Here is a 21,071-nt window from a genome sequence, read left to right on the forward strand (position 1 = left end):
GCCGCCGCTCAATCCGAGAAACGGCCTTCCCGGTTGGCCCACGCCAGATAGTCGGGATGGCCTGGCCGCGGCTGCGTGGGCAGCACGGGTCGAGACGAGCCCCCGCTGGCGAGCGGCGGGGCTTCCGGTCCGCGTGCGATCGAGCGAAGGCGCCGCCTCGAAAAGAATCGGCCGATCCCGGACGCCAAGGCGCCGAACACGGCCCCGACCACGAGGAGGATCCTGAAGGGCAGGAAAAGCACTTCGAGGATGATTCCGAGCACAGCCAGGCCCATGAACAGCGTCAGCCAGAACAGAACGACGATGCCGAGTACGCCGCCGACGACGAGGATCAGGAGCGTTCCAGCATCCGACACGTTGCTTGTCCTTCATCAAGGGCTCGGTGCTTTCGCCGAGCGGCCCGCGCGCCGGACGATACTTCCACGCGGCACATTTCTGAAGGATATCCATGCACAGCTTCGCGGGGCACGCAATGCCGGGCGCCGGGACCGCTTCGCCCGCCGCGTGCTGCCCAGGTGCTGCCCGGCCCTACAGGCGAGCCGGCCGCCCGGGGCGACATGTAACTAAGATGTTGAAAACATTGCGGAAAAATGGTGCTGCCAGAGAGGATTGAACTCTCGACCTCTCCCTTACCAAGGGAGTGCTCTACCACTGAGCTACGGCAGCGATCCGTCGAATGCGGTCGCCTTCTTGCATATCGAAATCCGAAGCGCAAGCGTAGTATGACGTGCATCGACGCATCGGGGAATCGGGCGCAGGCCGGGATGGACGAGGACGGACGCAAAGCGGCAGGCGGCGGTACGGGAGCCGGCCGGGCGGAGAATGCGGCCGCCGAGCGCCGCAAGGCCCGGCTGGCCGAGCAGCTGCGGGTGAACCTGCAGCGCCGCAAGCAGCAGGCGCGCGCGCGCCGCGCCGGCGATGCCGACGAGCGCCAGGGACTGGACGTCGGGCCGGAGGTGCCGGAAAGCTGACCGGTCGAATTTCCGCCGGTTTCTGCAAGCAGATCGGCTGCCGGGGACAGGCTTTCCTTGAAGGAACGCCGTCATTGCTCTAGGAGCGGCCAATTCAGGCGGGAGTCGCAACGGTCCCGGCCTCGGTACGCCCATCGGCGGAAGGACAGGACATGGATCGAATCAGGATCGTCGGGGGCAACGAACTCAAGGGTGTGATCCCGATCTCCGGCGCCAAGAACGCGGCGCTGCCCCTGATGATCGCCTCGCTTCTCACCGACGACACGCTGACGCTGGAGAACGTCCCGCATCTGGCCGACGTCGAGCAGCTGATCCGGATCCTCGGCAATCACGGCGTCGACTATTCAGTGAACGGCCGTCGCGAGAGCCAGGACACCGGCTATTCGCGGACGATCCACTTCACGGCCCGCAACATCGTCGACACCACCGCGCCTTACGACCTCGTGTCGAAGATGCGCGCGAGCTTCTGGGTGATCGGCCCGCTTCTGGCGCGCATGGGCGAGGCGCGCGTGTCGCTGCCCGGCGGCTGCGCCATCGGCACGCGCCCGGTCGATCTCTTCATCGACGGGCTGCGCGCGCTCGGCGCCGAGATCGACATCGACACCGGCTACGTGGTGGCGAATGCGCCGAAGGGCCTGATCGGCACGCGCTACGTCTTCCCGAAAGTCTCGGTCGGTGCGACCCACGTGCTGATGATGGCGGCGTCGCTCGCCCGCGGCGAGACCGTCCTCGAGAACGCCGCCCGCGAACCGGAGGTCGTCAACCTCGCCGACTGCCTGAACGCCATGGGCGCCCGGATCACGGGTGCCGGCACCTCGACCGTCACCATCGAGGGCGTCACGTCGCTCAAGGGCGCGCGCCACCGCATCATCCCGGACCGGATCGAGACCGGCACCTATGCCATGGCCGTCGCCATGACCGGCGGCGACGTGCTGCTCCAGGGCGCCCGCGCCGACCTTCTGCAGAGCGCACTCGAGACGCTGACGCGGACCGGAGCGCACGTCACCCAGACCAACGAAGGCATTCGCGTCGCCCGCAACGGCGCCGGCATCGCGCCCGTCGACGTGACCACGGAGCCCTTCCCGGGCTTCCCGACCGATCTGCAGGCCCAGTTCATGGGCCTGATGACGATGGCGACCGGACGCTCGAGGATCACCGAGACGATCTTCGAGAACCGCTTCATGCATGTCCAGGAACTCGCCCGCTTCGGCGCCCGCATCAGCCTGTCGGGGCAGTCGGCCATCGTCGACGGCGTGTCCAGGCTGAAGGGCGCGCCGGTGATGGCGACGGACCTGCGGGCCTCCGTCTCGCTCGTCATCGCGGCGCTGGCGGCCGAAGGAGAGAGCACCGTCAACCGTGTCTACCACCTCGACCGCGGCTTCGAGCGGCTGGAGGAGAAGCTGTCGCGCTGCGGCGCGACGGTGGAGCGCATCTCCGGCTGAGTGCCGCCCGCCGGTGGCGGGAAGGGGCGCAAGTCCCGCCCGATCGCCGCATTGCATGATCGGACGAGACCGCCTAACACAGGGCCGATACCGAACGATCGGACGTGAGTTCATGCCTCCGCTGAAACTGCTCGCCCTCGATGCCGAAGACCTGCAGGTGGTGTCCGCGCATGTGCAGGATGCCGTGCTGCGGGTCGGCGACATCGACTGGCGTGCGCAGGAGAAGCGGGTGGTGATCGCCATGAACCGCTTCGTGTGGGAGGCGCCGAAGAGGTTGTTCAGCCGGCACGACGAGCGCCGCAGGGCAGCCCTCCATTTCGACCGCGTGCTTTCCGTCAGGACCGCAGGCATCGACCGCGACAGGCCGGCCGAGGTGCTGTCGCTGCTGGCGGTCCGCTTCGAGGAGACGGACGCGCCGGCCGGGCACGTCGATCTGCTCTTCTCGGGCGGCGCCACGATGCGGCTCGAGGTCGAGTGCATCGAGGCGCGGGTCGCCGACATCGGCGGCGCGTGGGAGGCAACCTCCCGCCCCGCGCACCGCGTCTGATATCCGCTGGGAATCCGAATGGCCATCACGCTCCTTTCCACCGCCCCGGAGTTCGAAGCGGACTTCGTCGCGTTTCTGTCGACGAAGCGCGAGGTTTCGGAGGACGTCGACCAGACGGTGCGCGCGATCCTCGCCCGGGTGCGCGCCGAAGGCGACGCAGCCCTGGTCGAGTATACCAACCGCTTCGACCGCAACGGCTTCACGGCGGCGAGCCTGGCGGTGACGCGAGACGAGATCGCCGAAGCCGTCGCCGGCGCCGATCCGCGGACGGTCGAGGCGCTGACGCTGGCGCGCGACCGCATCGCCTCCCACCACGCCCGCCAGATGCCGCACGACGACCGCTACGTCGACCCGATCGGCGTGGAACTCGGCTCGCGCTGGACGGCGATCGAATCGGTCGGCCTCTACGTGCCCGGCGGCACGGCGAGCTACCCGAGTTCCGTGCTGATGAACGCGGTGCCCGCCCGGGTGGCCGGCGTCGAGCGCATCGTCATCGTCGTGCCCGCCCCCGACGGCGTGCTCAACCCGCTCGTCCTCGTCGCGGCGCACCTGGCGGGCGTCAGCGAGATCTACCGGATCGGCGGCGCGCAGGCCGTGGCGGCACTGGCCTACGGGACGCAGACCATCCGCCCCGTCGCCAAGATCGTCGGTCCCGGCAACGCCTATGTCGCGGCGGCCAAGCGGCAGGTCTTCGGCACCGTCGGCATCGACATGATCGCAGGCCCATCCGAGGTTTTGGTGATCGCCGATGCGGAAAACGATCCGGACTGGATCGCCGCGGACCTGCTCGCCCAGGCCGAACACGATGCGGCCGCGCAGTCGATCCTGATCACCGACGACGCCGCCTTCGGCCGCAGCGTCGAGCAGGCCGTCGAGCGGCAGATCGCCACCCTCCCCCGCGCTGAAACCGCAGCGGCCAGCTGGCGTGACTTCGGCGCCGTGATCGTCGTGCCCGACCTCGACGCGGCCGTGCCGCTCGCCGACCGCATCGCGGCCGAGCATCTCGAACTGGCCTTCGCAGGTGCCGAGGCCTTCGTGCCGAAGATCCGCAATGCCGGCGCGATCTTCATCGGCCGGCACACGCCGGAGGTCATCGGCGACTATGTCGGCGGGTCGAACCATGTGCTGCCGACGGCGCGCTCGGCGCGCTTCTCGTCGGGCCTGTCGGTCCTCGACTTCGTCAAGCGGACCTCCCTGCTCAAGCTCGGAGCGGACCAGCTGCGCGCTCTCGCGCCGGCCGCCATCGCGCTCGCCGAAGCCGAGGGGCTCGGCGCGCATGCGCGATCGGTCGCCATTCGCCTCAATCTCTAGGAGCCTGCGGTGGGTGCGGACGCGGCAAGCAACCATCGGCTGATCGACGTCGAGCTCGACGAGTCGATCGGACGGTCCACGCCCGACGTCGAGCACGAGCGCGCCGTCGCCATTTTCGACCTGATCGAGGAGAACGTCTTCCACCCCGTCGGCGACGCGGACGGCGGTCCCTACAGGCTGAAGCTGTCGCTGGTCGATTCGCGCCTCGTCTTCGCCGTCTCGCGCGAGGACGGCAGCGCCATCGTCACGCACATCCTGTCGCTGACGCCGTTCCGTCGCATCGTGAAGGACTACTTCATGATCTGCGAGAGCTACTACGAGGCGATCCGCTCCTCCACGCCCTCCCAGATCGAGGCGATCGACATGGGCCGCCGCGGTCTGCACAACGAGGGATCGCGCACCCTCATGGACCGCCTGTCGGGGAAGATCGAGGTCGATTTCGATACGGCGCGTCGGCTCTTCACGCTGGTCTGCGTGCTGCACTGGCGCGGGTAGAAGGCGTGGCCGACACGCCGCCAACCGACCAGGCCGTGCCCGGCGCGCCGTCCGGCCGCACGCCCGGATCGGTCCTCTTCCTGTGCGGCATGAACGCGATCCGGTCGCCCATGGCCGAACTGATCGCCCGCCGGCTGCTGCCCGGAGTCTACGTGGCATCGGCCGGCGTGCGGCCCGGCGAGCGCGATCCCTTCGTCGACGCCGTCCTCGCCGAGCAGAACCTGTCGCTCGGTCAGCGTCAGCCGCGCCTGCTCGACGATCTGGAGGACGGCTATTTCGACCTCATCGTGACGCTGGCGCCCGAGGCGCACCATGCCGCCCTCGACATGACGCGCGCGCTTGCCTCGGACGTCGAATACTGGCCGATGCCCGACCCCTCGACCGCAGGCGGCACGCGCGACCAGATCCTTGCAGCCTACCGCGACGTGCGCGACCGCCTCGCGCGGCGGATAGGCACGCGTTTCGGCGTCGACGCCAGGATTCCGCCCCGGTGAAGAACGAGGTTCACAATCCGGGCATAATACGATAGGTTCCGCGCAATTCCCGGCCCGGACCCGCTCCGCGCCGGGCTTTCACTCATGAAAAGGTATCGAATGCCGAAGGAAGAAGTCCTCGAGTTTCCGGGCACCGTCACGGAATTGCTCCCCAACGCGATGTTCCGGGTGAAGCTCGAAAACGAGCACGAGATCATCGCTCATACCGCCGGCCGCATGCGCAAGAACCGTATTCGCGTGCTGACGGGCGACAAGGTGCTCGTCGAGATGACGCCCTACGACCTGACCAAGGGCCGCATCACCTACCGCTTCAAGTAGCCGCGCCGCGGCTCCATGCGTGCGCCTGCAGCGCCGACAGGATTTCGATGAGCGTTTTCCAGAAGCTGGTGCTCGCTTCGGGGTCTCCCCGCCGCATCGAACTGCTCCAGCAGGCCGGGATCGAACCGCACCGGATCTGCCCCGCCGACATCGACGAGACGCCGCAGCGGGCCGAACAGCCGCGCTCGCTGGCCAAGCGGCTGTCGAAGGAGAAGGCCGAGCGGGCCTTCGCGACCCTGTCCGCCGAGGACGGCTGGGAACGCGATGCCTACGTCCTCGCCGCCGACACGGTGGTGGCCGTGGGACGGCGCATCCTGCCGAAGGCCGAACTGCTCGACGACGCCACCGCCTGCCTGCGCCTGCTTTCTGGACGGTCGCACCGCGTCTACACCGGCCTCTGCCTGATCACGCCTGCCGGCAAGGTCCGCCAGAACCTCGTCGACACGCGCGTGCGTTTCAAGCGGCTGTCGCGCGACGAGACCGAGAGCTACCTCGCTTCCGGAGAATGGCGGGGAAAGGCCGGCGGCTATGCCATCCAGGGTCTGGCGGGCACCTTCGTCATCAAGCTGGTGGGCTCCTATACCAACGTCGTCGGACTGCCGCTCTACGAGACCGTCTCGCTCCTCGCGGGCGAGGGCTACAAGGTTCATTTCAACTGGGTCTCGGGCCTGGGGACCGCGTGAGGCGCCGATGACGGCCAAGGTTCCCTCGAGCGTCACGCCGCTGCGCCCCCGCGTCAAATGTCCCGAATGCGGCAGGCCCTCGGCGCGCGAGACCTATCCCTTCTGCTCCACCCGCTGCAAGGACCGCGACTTGAACCGCTGGCTCTCGGGCGCCTACGTCATCCCCGGCGAACCCGCCGACGCCGATCCGGGCGATCGCCGCGACCGCGACGAGGACTAAGCCGCGGCGGCGGCGGCCGCACCCGCCCAGGCGCTGGCGGAGCATGCGGGCGGTTGGCAGGATGCGGCGGCGCGCAGGCGGCGGCGGATGCCGAGCTTCGGCCCGCCTGCATCGCGGGAACCGGTCCCCAGACCGCATTGCCACGGCGCCCGGCGCCGCATCCTGTGCCGGCCATCGCGTCTGTCTTTCAAGGACTTGCGGCAGTTTTCGGAATCCGTTCGACGGCGTCCCCGGCAGGCGCCGCCGCGCAGGCGCGACCGGCTTGCCGCCATGCCCGGCGGCGTCACGAGGACCTTCCGCAAGGGCCGCCGATTTGCTGTCGGATTTCTGTCACGGGGCGCTGGACACCGCGATTTTGCATGCTATAACCCACGCGCTTTCGGGCGATGCCCGAGACGAAAAGACGGCCCGCCCGTCACGCCCAGGTAGCTCAGTTGGTAGAGCATGCGACTGAAAATCGCAGTGTCGGTGGTTCGATTCCGCCCCTGGGCACCACTCCTCCGATCCCTTACCGTCCTCCCGCCGCGAACCCGATCGGGTTTGCGGTAGACGCAAGCGCGTCGTTGAATCTAAGTCGTGTCCAGGCCCTTCGCGGCGCATCCCGCGCGGCGCGGCAGGTCGCAGAACAGGGTGACCGCGTGCCGCATACCGCCATCCTCATCGCCGAGAAGGGCTGGATACCGGCCGGCGTGGCCGGGGCCTGGCTGCGTGCAGGCAACGGGATCGCGGAGGTCTGGTGCTTTGCGGCGGACAGTCCCCTGCTCCGCCCGCCGCGGGGGCTCATCGGCCGGCTCTTTCCCCGATGGGACGTCGTCAGGCTGCTGGCGCGCCACCGCGTGCCGGTGCGGCTCTGCCCGCCGCTGAAGGGCTGGCACGAGGCCGCCGCGCGGGCCGACGCGGTGCAAGCGGACGTGCTGATGACGCTGATGACGCATCAGATCGTCCCCGCCCCGCTGCTGCGCCATTTCGGTGGCAGGGCGGTGAACCTCCATCCGGCCCTGCTGCCCGACTACAAGGGCCCCTCGCCGCGCATCGGCATGCTGCTCGACGGGCAGGCCGACCTGGCCGGCGGCGTCACGCTGCACGTGCTTTCACCCGGCATCGACGAAGGTCCCGTCATCGCCAGCCGCCCGGTGCCGCGCAGCCAGGCCCGCAGCTATCATCACTGGGAAGCGCTGCAGGCGGTCGCGGCGGGAGAACTGGCCGGCGGCCCGCTCCTCGACTACCTCGCCGGCCGCCTCGCGGCCACGCCCCAGGTGCCGGGCAGCGGCAGCTACCGTCGCCCGACGCGGGCCGAACTCGCCATCGGGCCGGCCGTCGACGCGGCACGGGCACGCTTCCTCTGCGAGACCCTGGGCGACACCGGCGGCCTGCACTGCGTCGGCGCCGGCGGAACGATCGTTTCGCTGGGAGGCTTCAGCCGGCATCTCGGCCTGCCGACCGGATTGCCGCCGCGCGTCGGGCTGCGCGAGGTGGAACTCGACGTGAAGGACGCCCGATTGCGCCTGCGCCGGCGTACGCCGCTGTCGAAGGCGCTCGTCTGGGCGCGCAAGGTGGAGGCCCTGCGATCGGTCTCCGCGCGCGGGACAGCCTGACATGCAACCGCTGTCCCTTGCCTTCGAAGAAGGCAGCACCGCGCATGAGATCCGCATCCGCCTGTCCGCCGGCGCGCGGAGGGTCGGAACGATCTTCTTCCGCTGCGACGCCCTGCCGCTCGTCGCCAATCCCGACGCCCTGCTCTGCCTCGGCCTCGTACCGGCGATGGAAATCGGCGCGCCGCTTCGCGTCGAGGGCGGCGTGGATCCGGCGCTCCTCGCCAATGCGGCGGCGATCCAGGACCTGCTCTGTTCGTGGTATCCCGACTATCGCCGCGTGGACGTTTCGGCCACGCCGGCCGGCCGGTCCTGGTCCGCCGGACGCGGCACGGCGCTGTTCTATTCGGGTGGAATCGATTCGTCCTATTCGCTGGCAACGGAGAAGGCGCGTCTCGACGCTCTCGTCACCATCGTCGACGCGCGGGCTCCGGGGGAAGGCGGAGCGGCCGGGCGCCGGCTGGCCGGCGGCTTGGAACAGTCCGCCGCGGCCCTCGGCCTGCGGCCGGTCGTGGTCGAGAGCAACGTGCGGGCCGCCATGCAGCCCTTCCTCGGCTGGATCGAATTCCACGGATCGGCCATGGCCGGGATCCGCCATCTGCTGGCTGCCGCGTTCGAGACCGTGCTGATCGCCTCGTCCGGCGACGAGACGGCCTGGGACGAACCGTGGGGCTCGCACCCCGCCCTCGACCCTCTCCTCGGCACGCCCGGTGCGCGCATCGAGCACCACGGTCTCGTCAAGCGGCTGGACAAGGTCCGGGCGATCCTGGCCGAGCCCGCGCTGATGCAGCGGCTGCACATCTGCAACAACGATTCCCTCGTCAATTGCGGCCGCTGCCGGAAGTGCCGCTTCGCCCTCGCTTGTCTCGAGGTGCTCGATGCGGCCGGCGAGGCGCCGACCTTCCCGCACGATGTCCGCAAGGCACCGGGATGGACAAGATTGTCCGGCGGCACCAGCCGGGCGCGTGTCCGGGCCATGCGCGACAGGGCGGCCGACCGCTTCACGATCTCCGACGACGCCATCCGCTCGGAATTCGTCTATCTCCGCCAGGCCGCAGCCACGGCGGGCAGGTGCGGAGGCCTGGTGGCGGAGATCGACCACGCGCTCGCCGACTATGACCGATCGCGGCAGCGGCTGTCGTTCGTCGACACCGAAGTGCTGAGGCTGCGGCTCAGGCGGGCGAAGCACAGGGCCCGGTACTGGCGGGCGTCGCGGCAGGGCTGGCGCCCGCACCGCGCCCGGCCGGACGGCGCCGACGAATCGCCCTGATCCCGCCGGCCTCGACCCGGCCGGCGACCGGTGACCGCGCCGGACGGCCGATGCGCTCAGGTGGTCCGCCCGCCGTCCCGTCCGCTCCGCCACGGCTCCGCCGGGCATCGCCGATCCGCGACGATCCCGAGCGCTTCAGGACTTGACGACGACCTCGGACGGGATGCCCTTGCGGGCGAAGACGTTGCGGGTGTCGACCACCAGCCGCGCGTGCTGCGCGACCAGCGCATAGTCGACCGCGTCGTGGTCGGTCGAGACGAGCACGGCATGATAGCCTGCGAGGCTGTCCGCCGTCAGCGCCACCGAGCGGATGCCCTCGTACTGGGCGTGCTCGCGTGTCGCGGGGATCACCGGCACATGCGGATCGTGGTAGTCCACAGCAGCGCCCCGTGCCGCCAGGATGTCCATCAGGTGGAAGGACGGGCTCTCGCGAATGTCTGCTACGTTCTTCTTGTAGGCGAGGCCGAGGATCAGCACGCGCGCGGCGCCGAGCGAGGTCTTCTGACGCAGGTCGAGATGGCGCTCGAGGCTGGCGATCACGTAGCGCGGCATCGAGACGTTGATCTCGCCGGCGAGCTCGACGAACTTGGTCGTCAGGCCGAACTCGCGCGACTTCCAGGTGAGGTAGAAGGGGTCGATCGGGATGCAGTGGCCGCCGAGCCCGGGTCCCGGATAGAACGGCATGTAGCCGAAGGGCTTGGTCGCGGCGGCATCGATCACCTCCCAGACGTCGATGCCCATGGCGTCGTAGATCACCTTGAGCTCGTTCACGAGCGCGATGTTGACCGCCCGGAAGACGTTCTCCGTGATCTTGACCGCCTCCGCCACCGCCGGTGTCGACACGGCCACCACCCGCGCCACCACGGCGCCGTAGAAGGCCTGGACCAGCGCCGAGGCGATGGGTCCCTCGCCCGCCACGACCTTGGGGATGGAGGCGGTGTGGAAATACGCATTGCCGGGGTCTTCGCGCTCGGGCGAGAAGCCGAGGAAGAAGTCGGTGCCGCTCACGAGCCCGCTCTGCTCCAGGATCGGCCGCACCACGCCGTCGGTGGTGCCCGGGAAGGTGGTCGATTCCAGCACCACCAGCTGGCCGCGCCGCAGATTTGCCGCGATCGTCTCGGCGGTGCCGGTGACGTATTTCAGGTCCGGTTCCCGGTGACGGGTAAGGGGCGTCGGCACGCAGATCACGATCACGTCGCAGGCGGCGAGCTGCGCGAAGTCGCCCGTGGCCCGGAAGCGTCCCGCCGCAATGAAGGCCGACAGTTCCTCCGACGCCACCGCGTCGATGTAGGACCGCCCGTCCTCCAGCGCCTCGATCTTGCCGAGGTCGACGTCGAAACCCACCGTGCCGAACCCGCCCCGTGCGCAGGCTGCCGCCAGCGGCAGACCGACATAGCCGAGCCCTATGATGCCGATGACCGCCTCTCGGCGGGCAAGCCTGCCGCCGAGACCGTGGTCGTTCAGTGCCTTGATGTGTTCGTTCATTCCATCACCAACCCGCAGCTTTCATTCGTTCAATCCCGTCAGACCGGATCGGACAGGGGCTCCCGCCGGACCACTTTCTCGAGATACCGCAGCATCCTCAGGGCCAGTTCCTTGCGGTCATAGCGGAGTGCCGCCACCGGACCATTCGCAGCCAGGGCTTCAAGACGCATCCTGTCTTGCTCTAGCTCGACGAGCAATCGGCACAGTTCGGCGGCATTTTCCGGCTCGAACGCAAGTCCGACCTTCTCGCGCTCGACGATCGCGGCCGATTCGCCTTCGACGCCGTGGAGTACGGGGATGGCCATGCCCATGCATTCGAAAAGCTTCGAGGGAATGACGGACCGGAAGAGGTCCGTCTTCTTCAGATGGATGATCGAGACGTCGAGAAGCGACCAGTAGCGGACCACCTCATCCTTGGACACGGTGTCGACGAAGACGACGTTGTCGAGACCTTCGAGCCTGGCGCGTTCGACGAGCGCTGCCTTCCCGGCACCGTCGCCGAGGAGCAGAAGCCGGAACCGCTCGCCGCCGGGCTCGCGCTTCAGCAGCGCGGCCGCATCCAGGATCGTGTCCAGTCCATGGGCCATGCCGTGCGTCCCGATGTAGCCCGCGACGAACCTGCCCTTCAGACCGTGCCGGTCGAGCAGGGCTTCGTCCTTCGGCCGCGGCTGGAAGCGGCTGGCGTCGATCCCGTTGGTGATGACCGCGACCTTCGACGGGTCGATCCCGCGCCGCTGGAGATCGCTCCGGAAGGATTCCGTCACCGAAACGACGAGCGCGGCGCGCCGATAGAGGAACAGTTCGACCTGCTCCAGCCAGTCTAGAATCCGGCTCTTCGACATCGCTCCGACGGCGCGGATCGACTCGGGCCAGAGGTCTCTCAGCTCGAAGACGAACGGGACGCGCTTTCCGAGGCCGACGACATAGGCAGCCACGGCAGTGAAGAACTGCGGCGACGTGCCCACGACGACGTCCGCCCGGCGAACGAAGGGGGCCGCGGCGATCGCGCTGATCATGTAGCTGACATAGTCGGCGATACGCCGGGCAAAGCCCTCGTTGGCGGTGATGTAGGACCAGACGCGGATCACGGTGATCCCCGACATCGTCTCCTTCTGCCACAGGCGGTTCCGGTATCCGGGGAAGACGCGTCCCTGCGGGAAGTTGGGAGCGCAGGTGATCACGGTCACTTCGTGACCCGCGGCGATCCATTCGCGGCAATGCTCGAAGGTCCGGCTGGCCGGAGCGTTCACCTCCGGGGGAAAATTGTCGCTGAGGAACAGGATGTGCATCAGATCGAGCCTGAAGAACTGGAGACGGAAGACCACGTGAACCGTACGAGGCTGCGTCCTGCCTCAAGCCCGACGACGAGGCAAGCAGACGGCAGGCTGATTCCGAACTCCGGATGATGGGTGCCCGCCTGGATGGAGGCGGTGCCGGCTTCGATGACCCAAGCGACGACTTGCCCCCGGTCGGAGACTGCGCGCCCATGCGCGCCGTCTACGGCGACGTCCCAGGAAGGGTGGAAGTGAAACCGCGCCTCGGCCGGATCCGCGCCGCCGGCGAGCACGTCCTCGACCGTCAGGCCGCCGGGCTGCAGGATGAGCGTTCGGCGGTGGACTGCGCCTCTCGCGAGCCGGGTGTACCCATCGTGGGAACAGGCAAGGACAGTCGTCGATCCGTCGTCCTCGATCGACAGATCGAACGGCCGCGCGCGCCGCGCGACGCGGAAGGCCGACCAGATCTCGGACGAATTCTCGCCTGCGATGACCACCGTGTTGTGGGCCGCCGTGCCGCGTTGCCTGAGCCTCTCCGGTCCGGCGGCATAGACGGACGTTCCCGAATTGACGAGTACCCGCTGCCAGCCCACCGACAGTTCGAACGAGAGCGTGTCGGCATGGGCATGGCCCGGAAGATAATCCGGACCGACGCGCGCGACGTCGGCCAGAACCACCGACGGTCCCGCCTCCAGGCGTGCATAGCCGCTGTCGCGCAGCAGACCCGCCTTGCCCGGACCAATCGGATCCAGCCCGAGCCGCGACGCATAGGCATCCAGCGCTGCCGGTGGGGGAGCGACGCCGAAGGCTGAATCGTTGAAGAATGCGATCTCGCCGTCCGGGTGGCACATGGCCGTCAGCCAGCGTCGCATCGGCGCGATCCGCGCGGCGACCAGTCCGTCGATACCGGCCGTGAGCCTTCGGGAATCCGGGTAGGCCCGCCACAGATTCTCGAGATCGAGCGCGTCCTCGAGCGCCAGCGCGTGGTACATCGTGCTCAGCTCGAAATGGCCGCCGTCGTCGAGGATCTGCTCGGGGATCTCGCGCTTCAGGATCGTTGCCGCCCGCGATAGCCAGCGTGCCGGCTCGTCGCCCGTGAAGAAGCTGCCGGCGAAGACGAGCGCCTTGGCATTGGCAAAGAGATGATTGCCGAGCAGGTGATGCTCCAGGCGTCGCGACAGCCAGCGCGCCTGCACCGCGAGGCTCTGCACGGCTTCCGGCGGCAGCCGGTTGCCGGCGAGCGTCCACTTGATCCAGTTCACGATCCGCAGGGAGGTCGGATACGGCTCCCATCCCGTCCCGACGCCGGGCGGATTGTCCGCCACCCAGCGCCGGATCAGGCTCTGGTGCCAGGCGACGCGGTCCTGCGCGGAGTCGGCGTTCAGGTCGTCGAAATAGTGCAGGTTGTAGCGCCACAGCTTGTCGCGGCGGCCGTCGTCCCAGCCTCCGCCCAGATCGCCCTCCTGGTTCAGGAAGCAGAAGCGGTCGGGCCCGAGCTGGCTCGGTTGTCGTCCGGCCGGCCGGACCCAGGGGCCGGCCCGGTCCCGCAGGGCCGGAGCGGGTGCCAGATCCGGCTTCGGCCGATGCAGCCGGAACCACGCCCGCCCGCCGATCTGGACCGGCTTGAGGTGGCGGACCGTATGCCAGAGCAGGACGGCCTGGCCGATCCGCCGTCTCAAGCGAGGAGTCCCTCGAGTGCCGTCACGATGCGCTCACCGGTGCGGCCATCCCACATCTCGGGTATTCCACCCTTCTTCCAGCCGTGTTCGAAAAGGCGGTCGAGAGCCGCATGGAGGGCGGCGGGATCGGTCCCCAGTATCTCGTTCGTGCCGACCGACACCGTCTCCGGGCGCTCCGTGGAGTCCCGGAGCGTCATGCACGGAACACCCATGACGGTGGTCTCTTCCGTGATGCCGCCGGAATCCGTGATGACCGCCATGGCGTGGCGGACCATATGATTGAATTCCAGGTAGGGCTGCGGGTCGACGAGGTGCAGGGTCGCAGGCAGGTTCACCAGCGTCTCGATCGATTTGCGCGTGCGCGGATGCACGGGGAACACGACCGGGCGTCCTCGCGTGCCCGCGCCTATCGCGTCGAGGAGCCGTTCCAGATGGTCGGTTCCGTCGACATTGGAGGGGCGATGGAGGGTCAGGACGAAGTAGTGGCCGGCTTCGAGCCCGAGTTCCTGCCAGAAATCCGCGGGCCGCAGTCGCTCCATGTTCGCCAGAAGCGTGTCGATCATCGTGTTGCCGACGAAGAAGATGCGGTCGGCGGCGACGCCGGAGCGCCGCAGATTCTCGTTCGCGAAGGCGCTGGTTGTGAAGAACCAGTTGCTCACCGCGTCCGTGGCCATCCGGTTGATCTCTTCGGGCATCGCCCAGTCGCCCGAGCGGATGCCCGCCTCGACATGGGCGACCGGGATCCTCATTTTCTGCGCGGTGATGGCGCAGGCCATCGTCGACGTGACGTCGCCGACGACGAGGCAGGCGGCGCTCGGCGCGTCGAGCAGCAGCCGTTCGTAGCCAACCATGATGCCGGCGGTCTGCTCGGCCTGGGTACCTGAGCCGACTCCCAGGTTGACGTCGGGATGCGGGATGCCGAGCTGTTCGAAGAAGTCGCCCGACATGCGCGCGTCGTAGTGCTGGCCGGTATGGACGAGGCGGTATCTCAGCGGCCCGCCAGCGTTCCGCCTGCGTTCCATGGCATGGATGATCGGAGCGATCTTCATGAAGTTGGGCCGCGCGCCGGCGACGATGTCGATGACGGTCATGGCCGCAATGCCTCCGCGACGTCGATGGATACCCGCGCAACCTCGATGGTCTCGGCGAGCGGGATCGGCGGCGGTCCTGCGCCTTCGATCGCGCGCAAAAAGGCCGCTGCGCAGGCCTTCTGGCCCTTGTCCTGCCGCCAGAGCGACATCCGCGAGAAACCCTTCCAGCCGAAACCGGTGAGCTTCCTGAAATTGTCGAGCTGCAGGATGCGGCCGGCCGAGAAGATCTCGAGCCGTTCCTTCGGGAAACTCCTGGACCCGTTGGCGAAGTAATGGATGGTCCCCAGCGACCCGTCGGCGAACGACAACGATATGCTCGCGGTGTCGCCCGTTCGGGCCGCCATTGCCCGCGCATCGAACGAGACGATCGGCGCATCGGCGAGGAACCGCAGCAGGTCGATGAAGTGGCAGGCTTCGCCGACGATGCGGCCGCCGCCGGTTGCCCTGTCCTGCGTCCAGTGATCGGCGGGGATCGCTCCCGCATTCACGGTCATGACGAAAGACTTCGGCTCTCCGGTGCCGGCAAGCAGCGCCCGCGCCTTCACGACATGCGGCGCGAAGCGACGGTTGAAACCGACGATCAGCAGCGGCGCGACGCCACTGGACGCTGCGGCCGCGTGCCCGGCCTCGATACGCTCGAGTTCGGCATGAGTCAGCGCCAAAGGCTTTTCCACGAACACGTGCTTGCCGGCCTTCAGCGCGGAACAGGCGAAAGAGGCGTGGCTGTCGTGGCGCGTGGCGACGACGACGGCATCGACCGCGGGATCGTCGAGAATGACTGCGGCATCGGTCGTCGTCTTTTCGAAACCGAACTTGCGACCGGCGTGAAGTCCGGTGACACCCGCGCTGGAAGCCACGCAGACGAGCCGCGCCCCGGCCGTCCTGAATGCGGGGATCAGCACGCCCGTGGCGTAGTTACCCGAACCGACGAAGCCGATACCGGCCTTCCCCGGCACCGTCGCGATGCCTGCAGTGCCGGGCAGCACCACGGTGCGGCGCGTCAGCTCCGCGTCCGGGACTCCGCCGGCGGCAGGATAGTCGAGCAGGATGCCGAGCGAAGGCACCCCACCCGTCACGAGATCATAGGCTTCGGCTGCATCGTCAAGCGCGAAGCGGTGCGAGATCAGCGGCTGGACGTCGAGCCGCCCTTCGGCCAGCATGTCGAGCACCGCCTCGAAGTTGCGCTGTTGCGTCCAGCGCACGAAGCCGACCGGATAATCCTGCCCCTTCTCCTCGTAGTCGGGATCGTAGCGGCCCGGTCCGTAGGAGCACGACACCTGGAACTGCAGTTCCTTTTCGTAGAAGTCGGCTCGGGAGAGCTCCAGCCCGGCAACGCCCACCAGCACGATCCTCCCCCGCTTGCGGCACATCAGGGCTGCCTGATGCATCGGCTCGCTGCTCTTGGTGGAGGCCGTGATGATAACGGCATCCACCCCGCGACCGCGCGAGAACGCCTCCGCGGCCGCGACCGGATCGACGCCAGCGGCAAGATCGACGGTCGTCGCACCGAAACTTTCGGCGAGCCGCAGCTTGGCCGGGTCCATGTCGATGCCGAGCACGCGGCAGCCATGCGCGCGCAGAAGCTGGACGGTCATCAGGCCGATCAGGCCGAGCCCGGTCACAACCACGGCCTCGCCGAGCGTCGGCTGCACGAGGCGGATGCCCTGCAGCGCGATGGCGCCGAGAACGGTGAAGGCGGCCGCGTCGTCCGATACGCCCGAGGGCACGCGCGCGCAGAGGTTGAGGGGCACCGCGACCGCCTCTGCGTGGCGGCCGTTGGAGACAACGCGGTCGCCCGGTGCGAGGCCGGCGACACCGCTTCCCGCCTCGATCACCGTCCCGACGTTGCAGTAGCCGAGCGGCAGAGGCTGATCGAGCTTGCTGAACACCGCTTCCAGCGTCGGAGCCAGACCGTCGGTTCGCATCTTGGCCAGCACCTGCCGCACGCGTTCGGGTTGCTGCCGCGCCTTGCCGACGAGCCCCGCCCGGCCGAAATCGACCAGCATGCGCTCCGTGCCGGCCGAGACCAGTGTCCGCGTCGTCCGGATGAGGACCTGTCTGGCCCCCACCGCCGGACACGGCACCTCGGCCACCTCCGTGACGCCGCTCCGAAGGGATTGAAGGATCTGTTTCATGACGTCGGGCGATACTCCGATTCGGTGTCGTGCGTCAGGGCGGCCACCGGCTGCCGCGTCCGCGACTCCACCCGTTGCTCCCGGGCAATTGCCATATTCCCGCAGGAGTGGAAACGTCTGCTTCCCTGGAAATGCCCGAGATCGGTTGGCAGGTCTCGTGATCGGGCGCAGCGGCGGCTGTCGGGCGGCCTGTGCGCACGTCTCTCGGAGACACCCATGACGCGACGGCGGGCTGGATCGGTCGGTGCAGCGCCTTCACGATCGCGGGTCGCGGCGACCTGAGGTCCGATTGCCCTTCCTGCGCTCGCGTGCGGACGCCGACCGGTCGAACGCCGCGACGGAAAGGGACATTCTGGAGCAGCCAAATTCCCGGTCCAATCCTCAGAACGGCTATCCTCGCCATCGCGTGGAGATCCGCACGCACCCGCATTCAAAGCCCGTCTGCCGGACCAGCCGGGTAAACCGGCGCCGGATCGAAAGCCGATGCGGACAACCCCTATCACACGAACCCTGCGTGCGGCGTGACCATATCCTTCGAGGTGTGCCCCGCCCTACCGGCCGATACCATCGCTGCATACTCAATCCCGTCGCCCGGGATCAAGGCACAGATCGAGAGCCGTGGCCGTATCGCCGCTCACGCTGCCATTTCGGACCCCGGGGATCGCCGAGGATGTAGGCCGATGCTGGTGCCATCCCGGCCATATTGCCGATCACCTGCAGGAACCGGCCTGCCGCAACCGCGAGGTCCATGGACGATGACGGCTCCGATCGAATTGCAAACGATTGCTGCGCCGGTGTATCGGTGTTCTGTGGAGCATCCGGGGCCGTGGCCGGGGTCGAAGCGCGCACCGGAACGGCTCCGCCATGGCGAGCGGCGCGAAGGCCGTCCGCTCGTGTCCGAAAGCGGCGGGCCGGAGTGCGGGCTGCATCGGCGGCGGCGGGGCCACTTTCTTGCCCCCATCCGCGGGCAGAAGCCGCCACCATGACGGCACCGGGTTGGTCCCGGGCCCGATGGAGCGGAGAGTGACTTGAAGGCTTATGTGATCCATCTGAAGGATGCGGCAGGCAGACTGCCCCAGGTGGAACGACTGGCGCAGCGGTTGCCGATTCCGTGCCAGATCCTCGACGCCGTGGCGGGCGCGCGCCTCTCCGCCCGCGAGATCGATGCGACCTATTGCCGGTCGATCCACTGGCCGCCCTACCCGTTCCGCCTGTCGAAGGGAGAGATCGGCTGCTTTCTCTCGCATCGCCGGTCCTGGCAGGCGATCGTCGAGGGGGAACAGGCCGGCGGGCTCGTCATGGAAGACGACGTGGAGATCGACATGGCTCGACTGCCCGCGGCGCTGGATCTGGTGAAGCGGTTTGCGTCGCCAGGCGACGTCGTGCGCTTCCCCAACAAGTTCAGGTCCGCGGCGGGGCAGGTCGTGGCGGCGGCCGACGGGCTGGAACTGGTGCGGGAGAACTCGCCGGGACTGAACATGATGATGCAGTGGATCGGCCGTGACGCCGCGCGCGAACTGCTGGCGCGGACGGAAGTCTTCGACAGGCCGGTGGACGTCTTCGTCCAGATGCGCTGGCTGCACAGGCTGCCGGTCTATGCGCTGCGGCCCGTCCTGATCCATGAGATTTCCGGGCAGCTCGGCGGGTCGACCATCCAGTCGAGCAACAAGTCGCTGCTGCGCGAGGTCGCGCGCGGGGTGACACGCACCGCCTATCGCGGCTTCACCCGGGCTCGCAACCTGTTCGTCTGAAGCACGTCGCGATCTTCCAGACTCGCCCCCCAGGTTGTAGGTCTGTGTCTTTAGCGCATGTCTTTCACCCGATTCCGGTGCCCGCTTTCGGGAGATGTGTTTTTGAGCCACAGCCGGCCGCGGCAATGCGGCGAGGGAAGCCATGAAGAGCCTGGCCGGCACGTTGGAGAAGCATCGTCGGTACTGGCACTGGCGGCTCGCCGCGCAGGGCCTGCCCCTTTGGTGGCATGTCGGGCGCCCCAACTTCGGCGACGACCTGACGCCGGACCTGTTCGAACGCCTGGCCGGCTTTCCGGTTCGCTTCGAACCGCGGCGGACGACACCCCACCTGCTCGGCATGGGAAGCATCCTCCAGAAGGCGACGGCCGCGTCCATCGTCTGCGGAAGCGGCCTGATCGAACCGGTCGGGACCACCATCGCGACGCGCGCGGTCGCTGTGCGCGGCGAGCTTTCCCTTCGGGCGCTGGCATCGCCCGCCGATGACGTGCTTCTTGGCGATCCGGCGGTGCTCGTCAGCGAACTCGTGTCGCCGCCCGGACACAAGCGCCACCGCTGGGGCTTCGTCCCCCACGTGCGCTCGGTCCACAGGTGGCGGTCCTGGAACGGGAACCGGCACAAGCTGATCGACCCTGCCGCGCCCGCCTGGAGGGTCGTCGACGAGATCGCCTCCTGCGAGACGATCGTGAGCCAGTCGCTGCACGGCCTCATCGTGGCGGACGCGCTCGGCGTGAAGAACGTCTGGGTGGCGCCGTCGGAGGCCATGCAGGGCGGACGCTTCAAGTTCGACGACTACTTCACGACCCTCGACGCGCCCAAGGACGCCGTGCCCGAGGGTCCCGACCTGTTTCGGGAGCCCGGCCGCCTCGTCCCCGGCCTGGGACGGTACCGATACGACAAGCAGGCCTACCGGACGCGCCTGAAGGCGGCCATCGCGGATTTCTCCTCGGCCCTGCGGATCCGCTGACGGCGCCGCTATCGCCGGAACTCCATCGGCACCCAGATCATCACTTTCGGCGGCCGATCCCGGTCGTACTCGACGGGCAGTGCCTTGGCTGCCCGCGCATCGCAGCGCGAGCAGACGAAGCGCAGCGTGTCGATCGACCGCCCCTGCCCCACCACCCGGGCGACGTCGCGGGCCCGAAGGTGCCCGACATGGCGGCAATGGCCGCATTCCACGCGGATCAGCATGTCGTGGCGGGCGGCCCGCCCGATGGTGTCGATCGTTCTGGTCATCCGGAACAAATGAAGAACGAAAGGCCGTCAGGTCAAGGGGCGCCGGACACGGTCCGATGACGATCCGGTAACGATCCGCAGGGATCGGATGAGGGACCCTCCCGACGCCCGTTGCGGCCCTCCCATGATGCTACGCGAAGGGGACCGCGGTGGTGCCCGGCGGCAGTTTCGCCTCGTCGTCCGGCTCGACGTGGATGATGACGCGCACCGACGGAACTTCCGCCTGGAGCGCCGCCTCGATGCGGTCGCAGATGACGTGGCTTTCCCCCACCGTCATCGTGCTGTCGACGACGAGGTGGAACTCGATGAAGGTCGCGCGGCCGGCGATCCGCGTCTTCAGGTCGTGCACCTCGAGCGCACCCTTGGAGTTCAGCGAGATGATGTCGCGGATCTTGCGGGTGTCCTCGGGATCGGCGGCCACGTCCATCAGGCCCTGCACCGACTGGCCGATCACCTTCCAGCCCTGCCAGAGGATGTTGAGCGCGACGATGACGGCAAGCAGCGGGTCGAGCACGGCCCAGCCGGTCACGATGGCGCCGACGAGGCCGATGATCACCCCGACCGACGTGACCACGTCGGTCATGATGTGGCGGCCGTCGGCCTCGAGCGCAGGCGACCGCTCCCGCCTGCCCGTGCGGATCAGCACGGCGGCCCAGGCGGCGTTGGCGAGCGCAGCCAGACCGTTGATGGCGAGGCCGAGCGACGGCTCGTCCATCAGACGTGGCGCCTGGAGCGCCGTCCAGGCCTCGCGCATGATCAACATGCTCGCCAGCACGATGAGCACGCCTTCGGTCACGGCCGAGAAATACTCGGCCTTGTGATGGCCGTGCGGATGATCGTCGTCGGCGGGCTTGTGGCTGACGCGGATCGCCCAGTAGGCGGCGCCCGCCGCGATCACGTTGACGATCGATTCCAGCGCATCCGAATAGAGCGCGACGGAGCCCGTCACGCGCCAGGCGGCGAACTTGAGGGCCATCACCCCGAAGGCGACGAAGATCGAGGCGAAGGCAAGTCGCCGGATGCGCTGCTTGACGGGCATGATCAGTCTCTCCGCGGCGGCGCAGCGGGCTGCACGTCCAG

The 21,071-nt window shown here is 68.4% G+C and carries 21 protein-coding genes and 2 tRNA genes; 14 read left to right on the forward strand and 9 right to left on the reverse strand.

Features of this window, described 5'->3' with window-relative positions; all coding sequences use genetic code 11:
• Positions 1-8: 8 nt before the first annotated feature.
• Both IAI54_RS11585 and IAI54_RS11590 read right to left on the reverse strand, forming a co-directional pair.
• Entirely contained in the window at positions 9-356 is a 348-nt protein-coding gene (locus IAI54_RS11585) for a hypothetical protein (protein ID WP_187972484.1), read from the reverse strand.
• Positions 357-591: 235 nt separating this feature from the next.
• Positions 592-666: transfer RNA gene (locus tag IAI54_RS11590), tRNA-Thr, on the reverse strand.
• Positions 667-764: 98 nt separating this feature from the next.
• Here IAI54_RS11590 and IAI54_RS11595 point away from each other — a divergent pair.
• The 12 genes from IAI54_RS11595 to IAI54_RS11650 all read left to right on the forward strand — a co-directional run bounded on the left by IAI54_RS11595 (position 765) and on the right by IAI54_RS11650 (position 9,343).
• Positions 765-971: a hypothetical protein gene (locus IAI54_RS11595; RefSeq protein ID WP_187972485.1), complete on the forward strand. Its 207-nt coding sequence runs from the start codon at positions 765-767 to the stop codon at positions 969-971.
• A gap of 152 nt (positions 972-1,123) precedes the next feature.
• Positions 1,124-2,413 carry a UDP-N-acetylglucosamine 1-carboxyvinyltransferase gene (murA, locus tag IAI54_RS11600; protein ID WP_187972486.1) on the forward strand — a complete coding sequence of 430 codons (1,290 nt, stop codon included), beginning with the start codon at positions 1,124-1,126 and terminating at the stop codon, positions 2,411-2,413.
• 112 nt (positions 2,414-2,525) lie between these two features.
• A complete protein-coding gene (locus tag IAI54_RS11605) occupies positions 2,526-2,960 on the forward strand; it encodes a DUF2948 family protein (RefSeq protein WP_187972487.1) in 435 nt (144 codons plus the stop codon).
• Between the two features lie 18 nt (positions 2,961-2,978).
• Entirely contained in the window at positions 2,979-4,271 is a 1,293-nt protein-coding gene (gene hisD / locus IAI54_RS11610; protein ID WP_187972488.1) for a histidinol dehydrogenase, read from the forward strand.
• 9 nt (positions 4,272-4,280) lie between these two features.
• Entirely contained in the window at positions 4,281-4,766 is a 486-nt protein-coding gene (locus tag IAI54_RS11615) for a UPF0262 family protein (RefSeq protein WP_187972489.1), read from the forward strand.
• 5 nt (positions 4,767-4,771) lie between these two features.
• A complete protein-coding gene (locus tag IAI54_RS11620; RefSeq protein WP_420838277.1) occupies positions 4,772-5,260 on the forward strand; it encodes an arsenate-mycothiol transferase ArsC in 489 nt (162 codons plus the stop codon).
• A gap of 99 nt (positions 5,261-5,359) precedes the next feature.
• A complete protein-coding gene (gene infA, locus IAI54_RS11625) occupies positions 5,360-5,578 on the forward strand; it encodes a translation initiation factor IF-1 (protein ID WP_019172992.1) in 219 nt (72 codons plus the stop codon).
• A gap of 47 nt (positions 5,579-5,625) precedes the next feature.
• Positions 5,626-6,261 carry a Maf-like protein gene (locus IAI54_RS11630; protein WP_187972490.1) on the forward strand — a complete coding sequence of 212 codons (636 nt, stop codon included), beginning with the start codon at positions 5,626-5,628 and terminating at the stop codon, positions 6,259-6,261.
• A gap of 7 nt (positions 6,262-6,268) precedes the next feature.
• Entirely contained in the window at positions 6,269-6,481 is a 213-nt protein-coding gene (gene yacG / locus IAI54_RS11635; RefSeq protein ID WP_187972491.1) for a DNA gyrase inhibitor YacG, read from the forward strand.
• A 419-nt stretch (positions 6,482-6,900) separates the two neighbouring features.
• Positions 6,901-6,976, forward strand: a tRNA-Phe gene (locus IAI54_RS11640).
• Positions 6,977-7,119: 143 nt separating this feature from the next.
• Positions 7,120-8,076, forward strand: a complete 957-nt coding sequence (locus IAI54_RS11645; RefSeq protein ID WP_187972492.1) for a formyltransferase family protein — start codon at positions 7,120-7,122, stop codon at positions 8,074-8,076.
• Between the two features lies 1 nt (position 8,077).
• The gene (locus tag IAI54_RS11650) at positions 8,078-9,343 is read left to right on the forward strand and encodes a hypothetical protein (protein WP_187972493.1); all 1,266 of its coding nucleotides are present in this window, start codon (positions 8,078-8,080) and stop codon (positions 9,341-9,343) included.
• 135 nt (positions 9,344-9,478) lie between these two features.
• Here the strand turns inward: IAI54_RS11650 and IAI54_RS11655 are convergent, their stop codons facing one another.
• Genes IAI54_RS11655 through IAI54_RS11675 form a run of 5 tightly spaced genes read right to left on the reverse strand, consistent with a single transcriptional unit; the run spans position 9,479 to position 17,007 of the window.
• Positions 9,479-10,828, reverse strand: coding sequence for a nucleotide sugar dehydrogenase (locus IAI54_RS11655; protein WP_187972494.1), 1,350 nt, complete (start codon positions 10,826-10,828; stop codon positions 9,479-9,481).
• Positions 10,829-10,866: 38 nt separating this feature from the next.
• Positions 10,867-12,153, reverse strand: a complete 1,287-nt coding sequence (locus tag IAI54_RS11660) for a glycosyltransferase family 4 protein (RefSeq protein WP_235679337.1) — start codon at positions 12,151-12,153, stop codon at positions 10,867-10,869.
• Positions 12,117-13,781 (reverse strand): heparinase II/III family protein, encoded by a 1,665-nt coding sequence (locus tag IAI54_RS11665; protein WP_235679338.1) that lies wholly within the window; start codon positions 13,779-13,781, stop codon positions 12,117-12,119. Before IAI54_RS11665 ends, IAI54_RS11660 begins: the two co-directional genes overlap by 37 nt.
• Positions 13,778-14,872, reverse strand: a complete 1,095-nt coding sequence (wecB, locus tag IAI54_RS11670) for a non-hydrolyzing UDP-N-acetylglucosamine 2-epimerase (RefSeq protein WP_187972495.1) — start codon at positions 14,870-14,872, stop codon at positions 13,778-13,780. Before wecB ends, IAI54_RS11665 begins: the two co-directional genes overlap by 4 nt.
• The gene (locus IAI54_RS11675; protein ID WP_187972496.1) at positions 14,869-17,007 is read right to left on the reverse strand and encodes a bi-domain-containing oxidoreductase; all 2,139 of its coding nucleotides are present in this window, start codon (positions 17,005-17,007) and stop codon (positions 14,869-14,871) included. The genes wecB and IAI54_RS11675 overlap by 4 nt, the downstream gene beginning before the upstream one ends.
• Before the next feature lie 1,028 nt (positions 17,008-18,035).
• Between IAI54_RS11675 and IAI54_RS11680 the strand changes: the two genes are divergently transcribed.
• Both IAI54_RS11680 and IAI54_RS11685 read left to right on the forward strand, forming a co-directional pair.
• Positions 18,036-18,758, forward strand: coding sequence for a glycosyltransferase family 25 protein (locus IAI54_RS11680; RefSeq protein WP_187972497.1), 723 nt, complete (start codon positions 18,036-18,038; stop codon positions 18,756-18,758).
• A gap of 142 nt (positions 18,759-18,900) precedes the next feature.
• Entirely contained in the window at positions 18,901-19,722 is an 822-nt protein-coding gene (locus IAI54_RS11685) for a polysaccharide pyruvyl transferase family protein (RefSeq protein WP_187972498.1), read from the forward strand.
• A gap of 8 nt (positions 19,723-19,730) precedes the next feature.
• Here IAI54_RS11685 and IAI54_RS11690 read toward each other — a convergent pair whose 3' ends face one another.
• On the reverse strand, positions 19,731-19,991 hold the full coding sequence (locus IAI54_RS11690) for a hypothetical protein (RefSeq protein WP_187972499.1): 261 nt from the start codon (positions 19,989-19,991) through the stop codon (positions 19,731-19,733).
• Positions 19,992-20,121: 130 nt separating this feature from the next.
• The gene (locus IAI54_RS11695; RefSeq protein ID WP_187972500.1) at positions 20,122-21,030 is read right to left on the reverse strand and encodes a cation diffusion facilitator family transporter; all 909 of its coding nucleotides are present in this window, start codon (positions 21,028-21,030) and stop codon (positions 20,122-20,124) included.
• Between the last annotated feature and the right edge of the window lie 41 nt (positions 21,031-21,071).

This window comes from Aquibium microcysteis (genome assembly GCF_014495845.1).
In the GTDB taxonomy this organism is placed as follows: Bacteria; Pseudomonadota; Alphaproteobacteria; order Rhizobiales; family Rhizobiaceae; genus Aquibium; species Aquibium microcysteis.

Excerpts from the sequence above, each read along its gene's own strand:
- IAI54_RS11595 (WP_187972485.1), top strand. The coding sequence starts at position 765 with ATGGACGAGGACGGACGCAAAGCGGCAGGCGGCGGTACGGGAGCCGGC.
- murA (WP_187972486.1), top strand. The coding sequence starts at position 1,124 with ATGGATCGAATCAGGATCGTCGGGGGCAACGAACTCAAGGGTGTGATC.
- IAI54_RS11605 (WP_187972487.1), top strand. The coding sequence starts at position 2,526 with ATGCCTCCGCTGAAACTGCTCGCCCTCGATGCCGAAGACCTGCAGGTG.
- hisD (WP_187972488.1), top strand. The coding sequence starts at position 2,979 with ATGGCCATCACGCTCCTTTCCACCGCCCCGGAGTTCGAAGCGGACTTC.
- infA (WP_019172992.1), top strand. The coding sequence starts at position 5,360 with ATGCCGAAGGAAGAAGTCCTCGAGTTTCCGGGCACCGTCACGGAATTG.
- IAI54_RS11630 (WP_187972490.1), top strand. The coding sequence starts at position 5,626 with ATGAGCGTTTTCCAGAAGCTGGTGCTCGCTTCGGGGTCTCCCCGCCGC.
- yacG (WP_187972491.1), top strand. The coding sequence starts at position 6,269 with ATGACGGCCAAGGTTCCCTCGAGCGTCACGCCGCTGCGCCCCCGCGTC.
- IAI54_RS11650 (WP_187972493.1), top strand. The coding sequence starts at position 8,078 with ATGCAACCGCTGTCCCTTGCCTTCGAAGAAGGCAGCACCGCGCATGAG.
- IAI54_RS11655 (WP_187972494.1), bottom strand. The coding sequence starts at position 10,828 with ATGAACGAACACATCAAGGCACTGAACGACCACGGTCTCGGCGGCAGG.
- wecB (WP_187972495.1), bottom strand. The coding sequence starts at position 14,872 with ATGACCGTCATCGACATCGTCGCCGGCGCGCGGCCCAACTTCATGAAG.
- IAI54_RS11675 (WP_187972496.1), bottom strand. The coding sequence starts at position 17,007 with ATGAAACAGATCCTTCAATCCCTTCGGAGCGGCGTCACGGAGGTGGCC.
- IAI54_RS11685 (WP_187972498.1), top strand. The coding sequence starts at position 18,901 with ATGAAGAGCCTGGCCGGCACGTTGGAGAAGCATCGTCGGTACTGGCAC.
- IAI54_RS11690 (WP_187972499.1), bottom strand. The coding sequence starts at position 19,991 with ATGACCAGAACGATCGACACCATCGGGCGGGCCGCCCGCCACGACATG.
- IAI54_RS11695 (WP_187972500.1), bottom strand. The coding sequence starts at position 21,030 with ATGCCCGTCAAGCAGCGCATCCGGCGACTTGCCTTCGCCTCGATCTTC.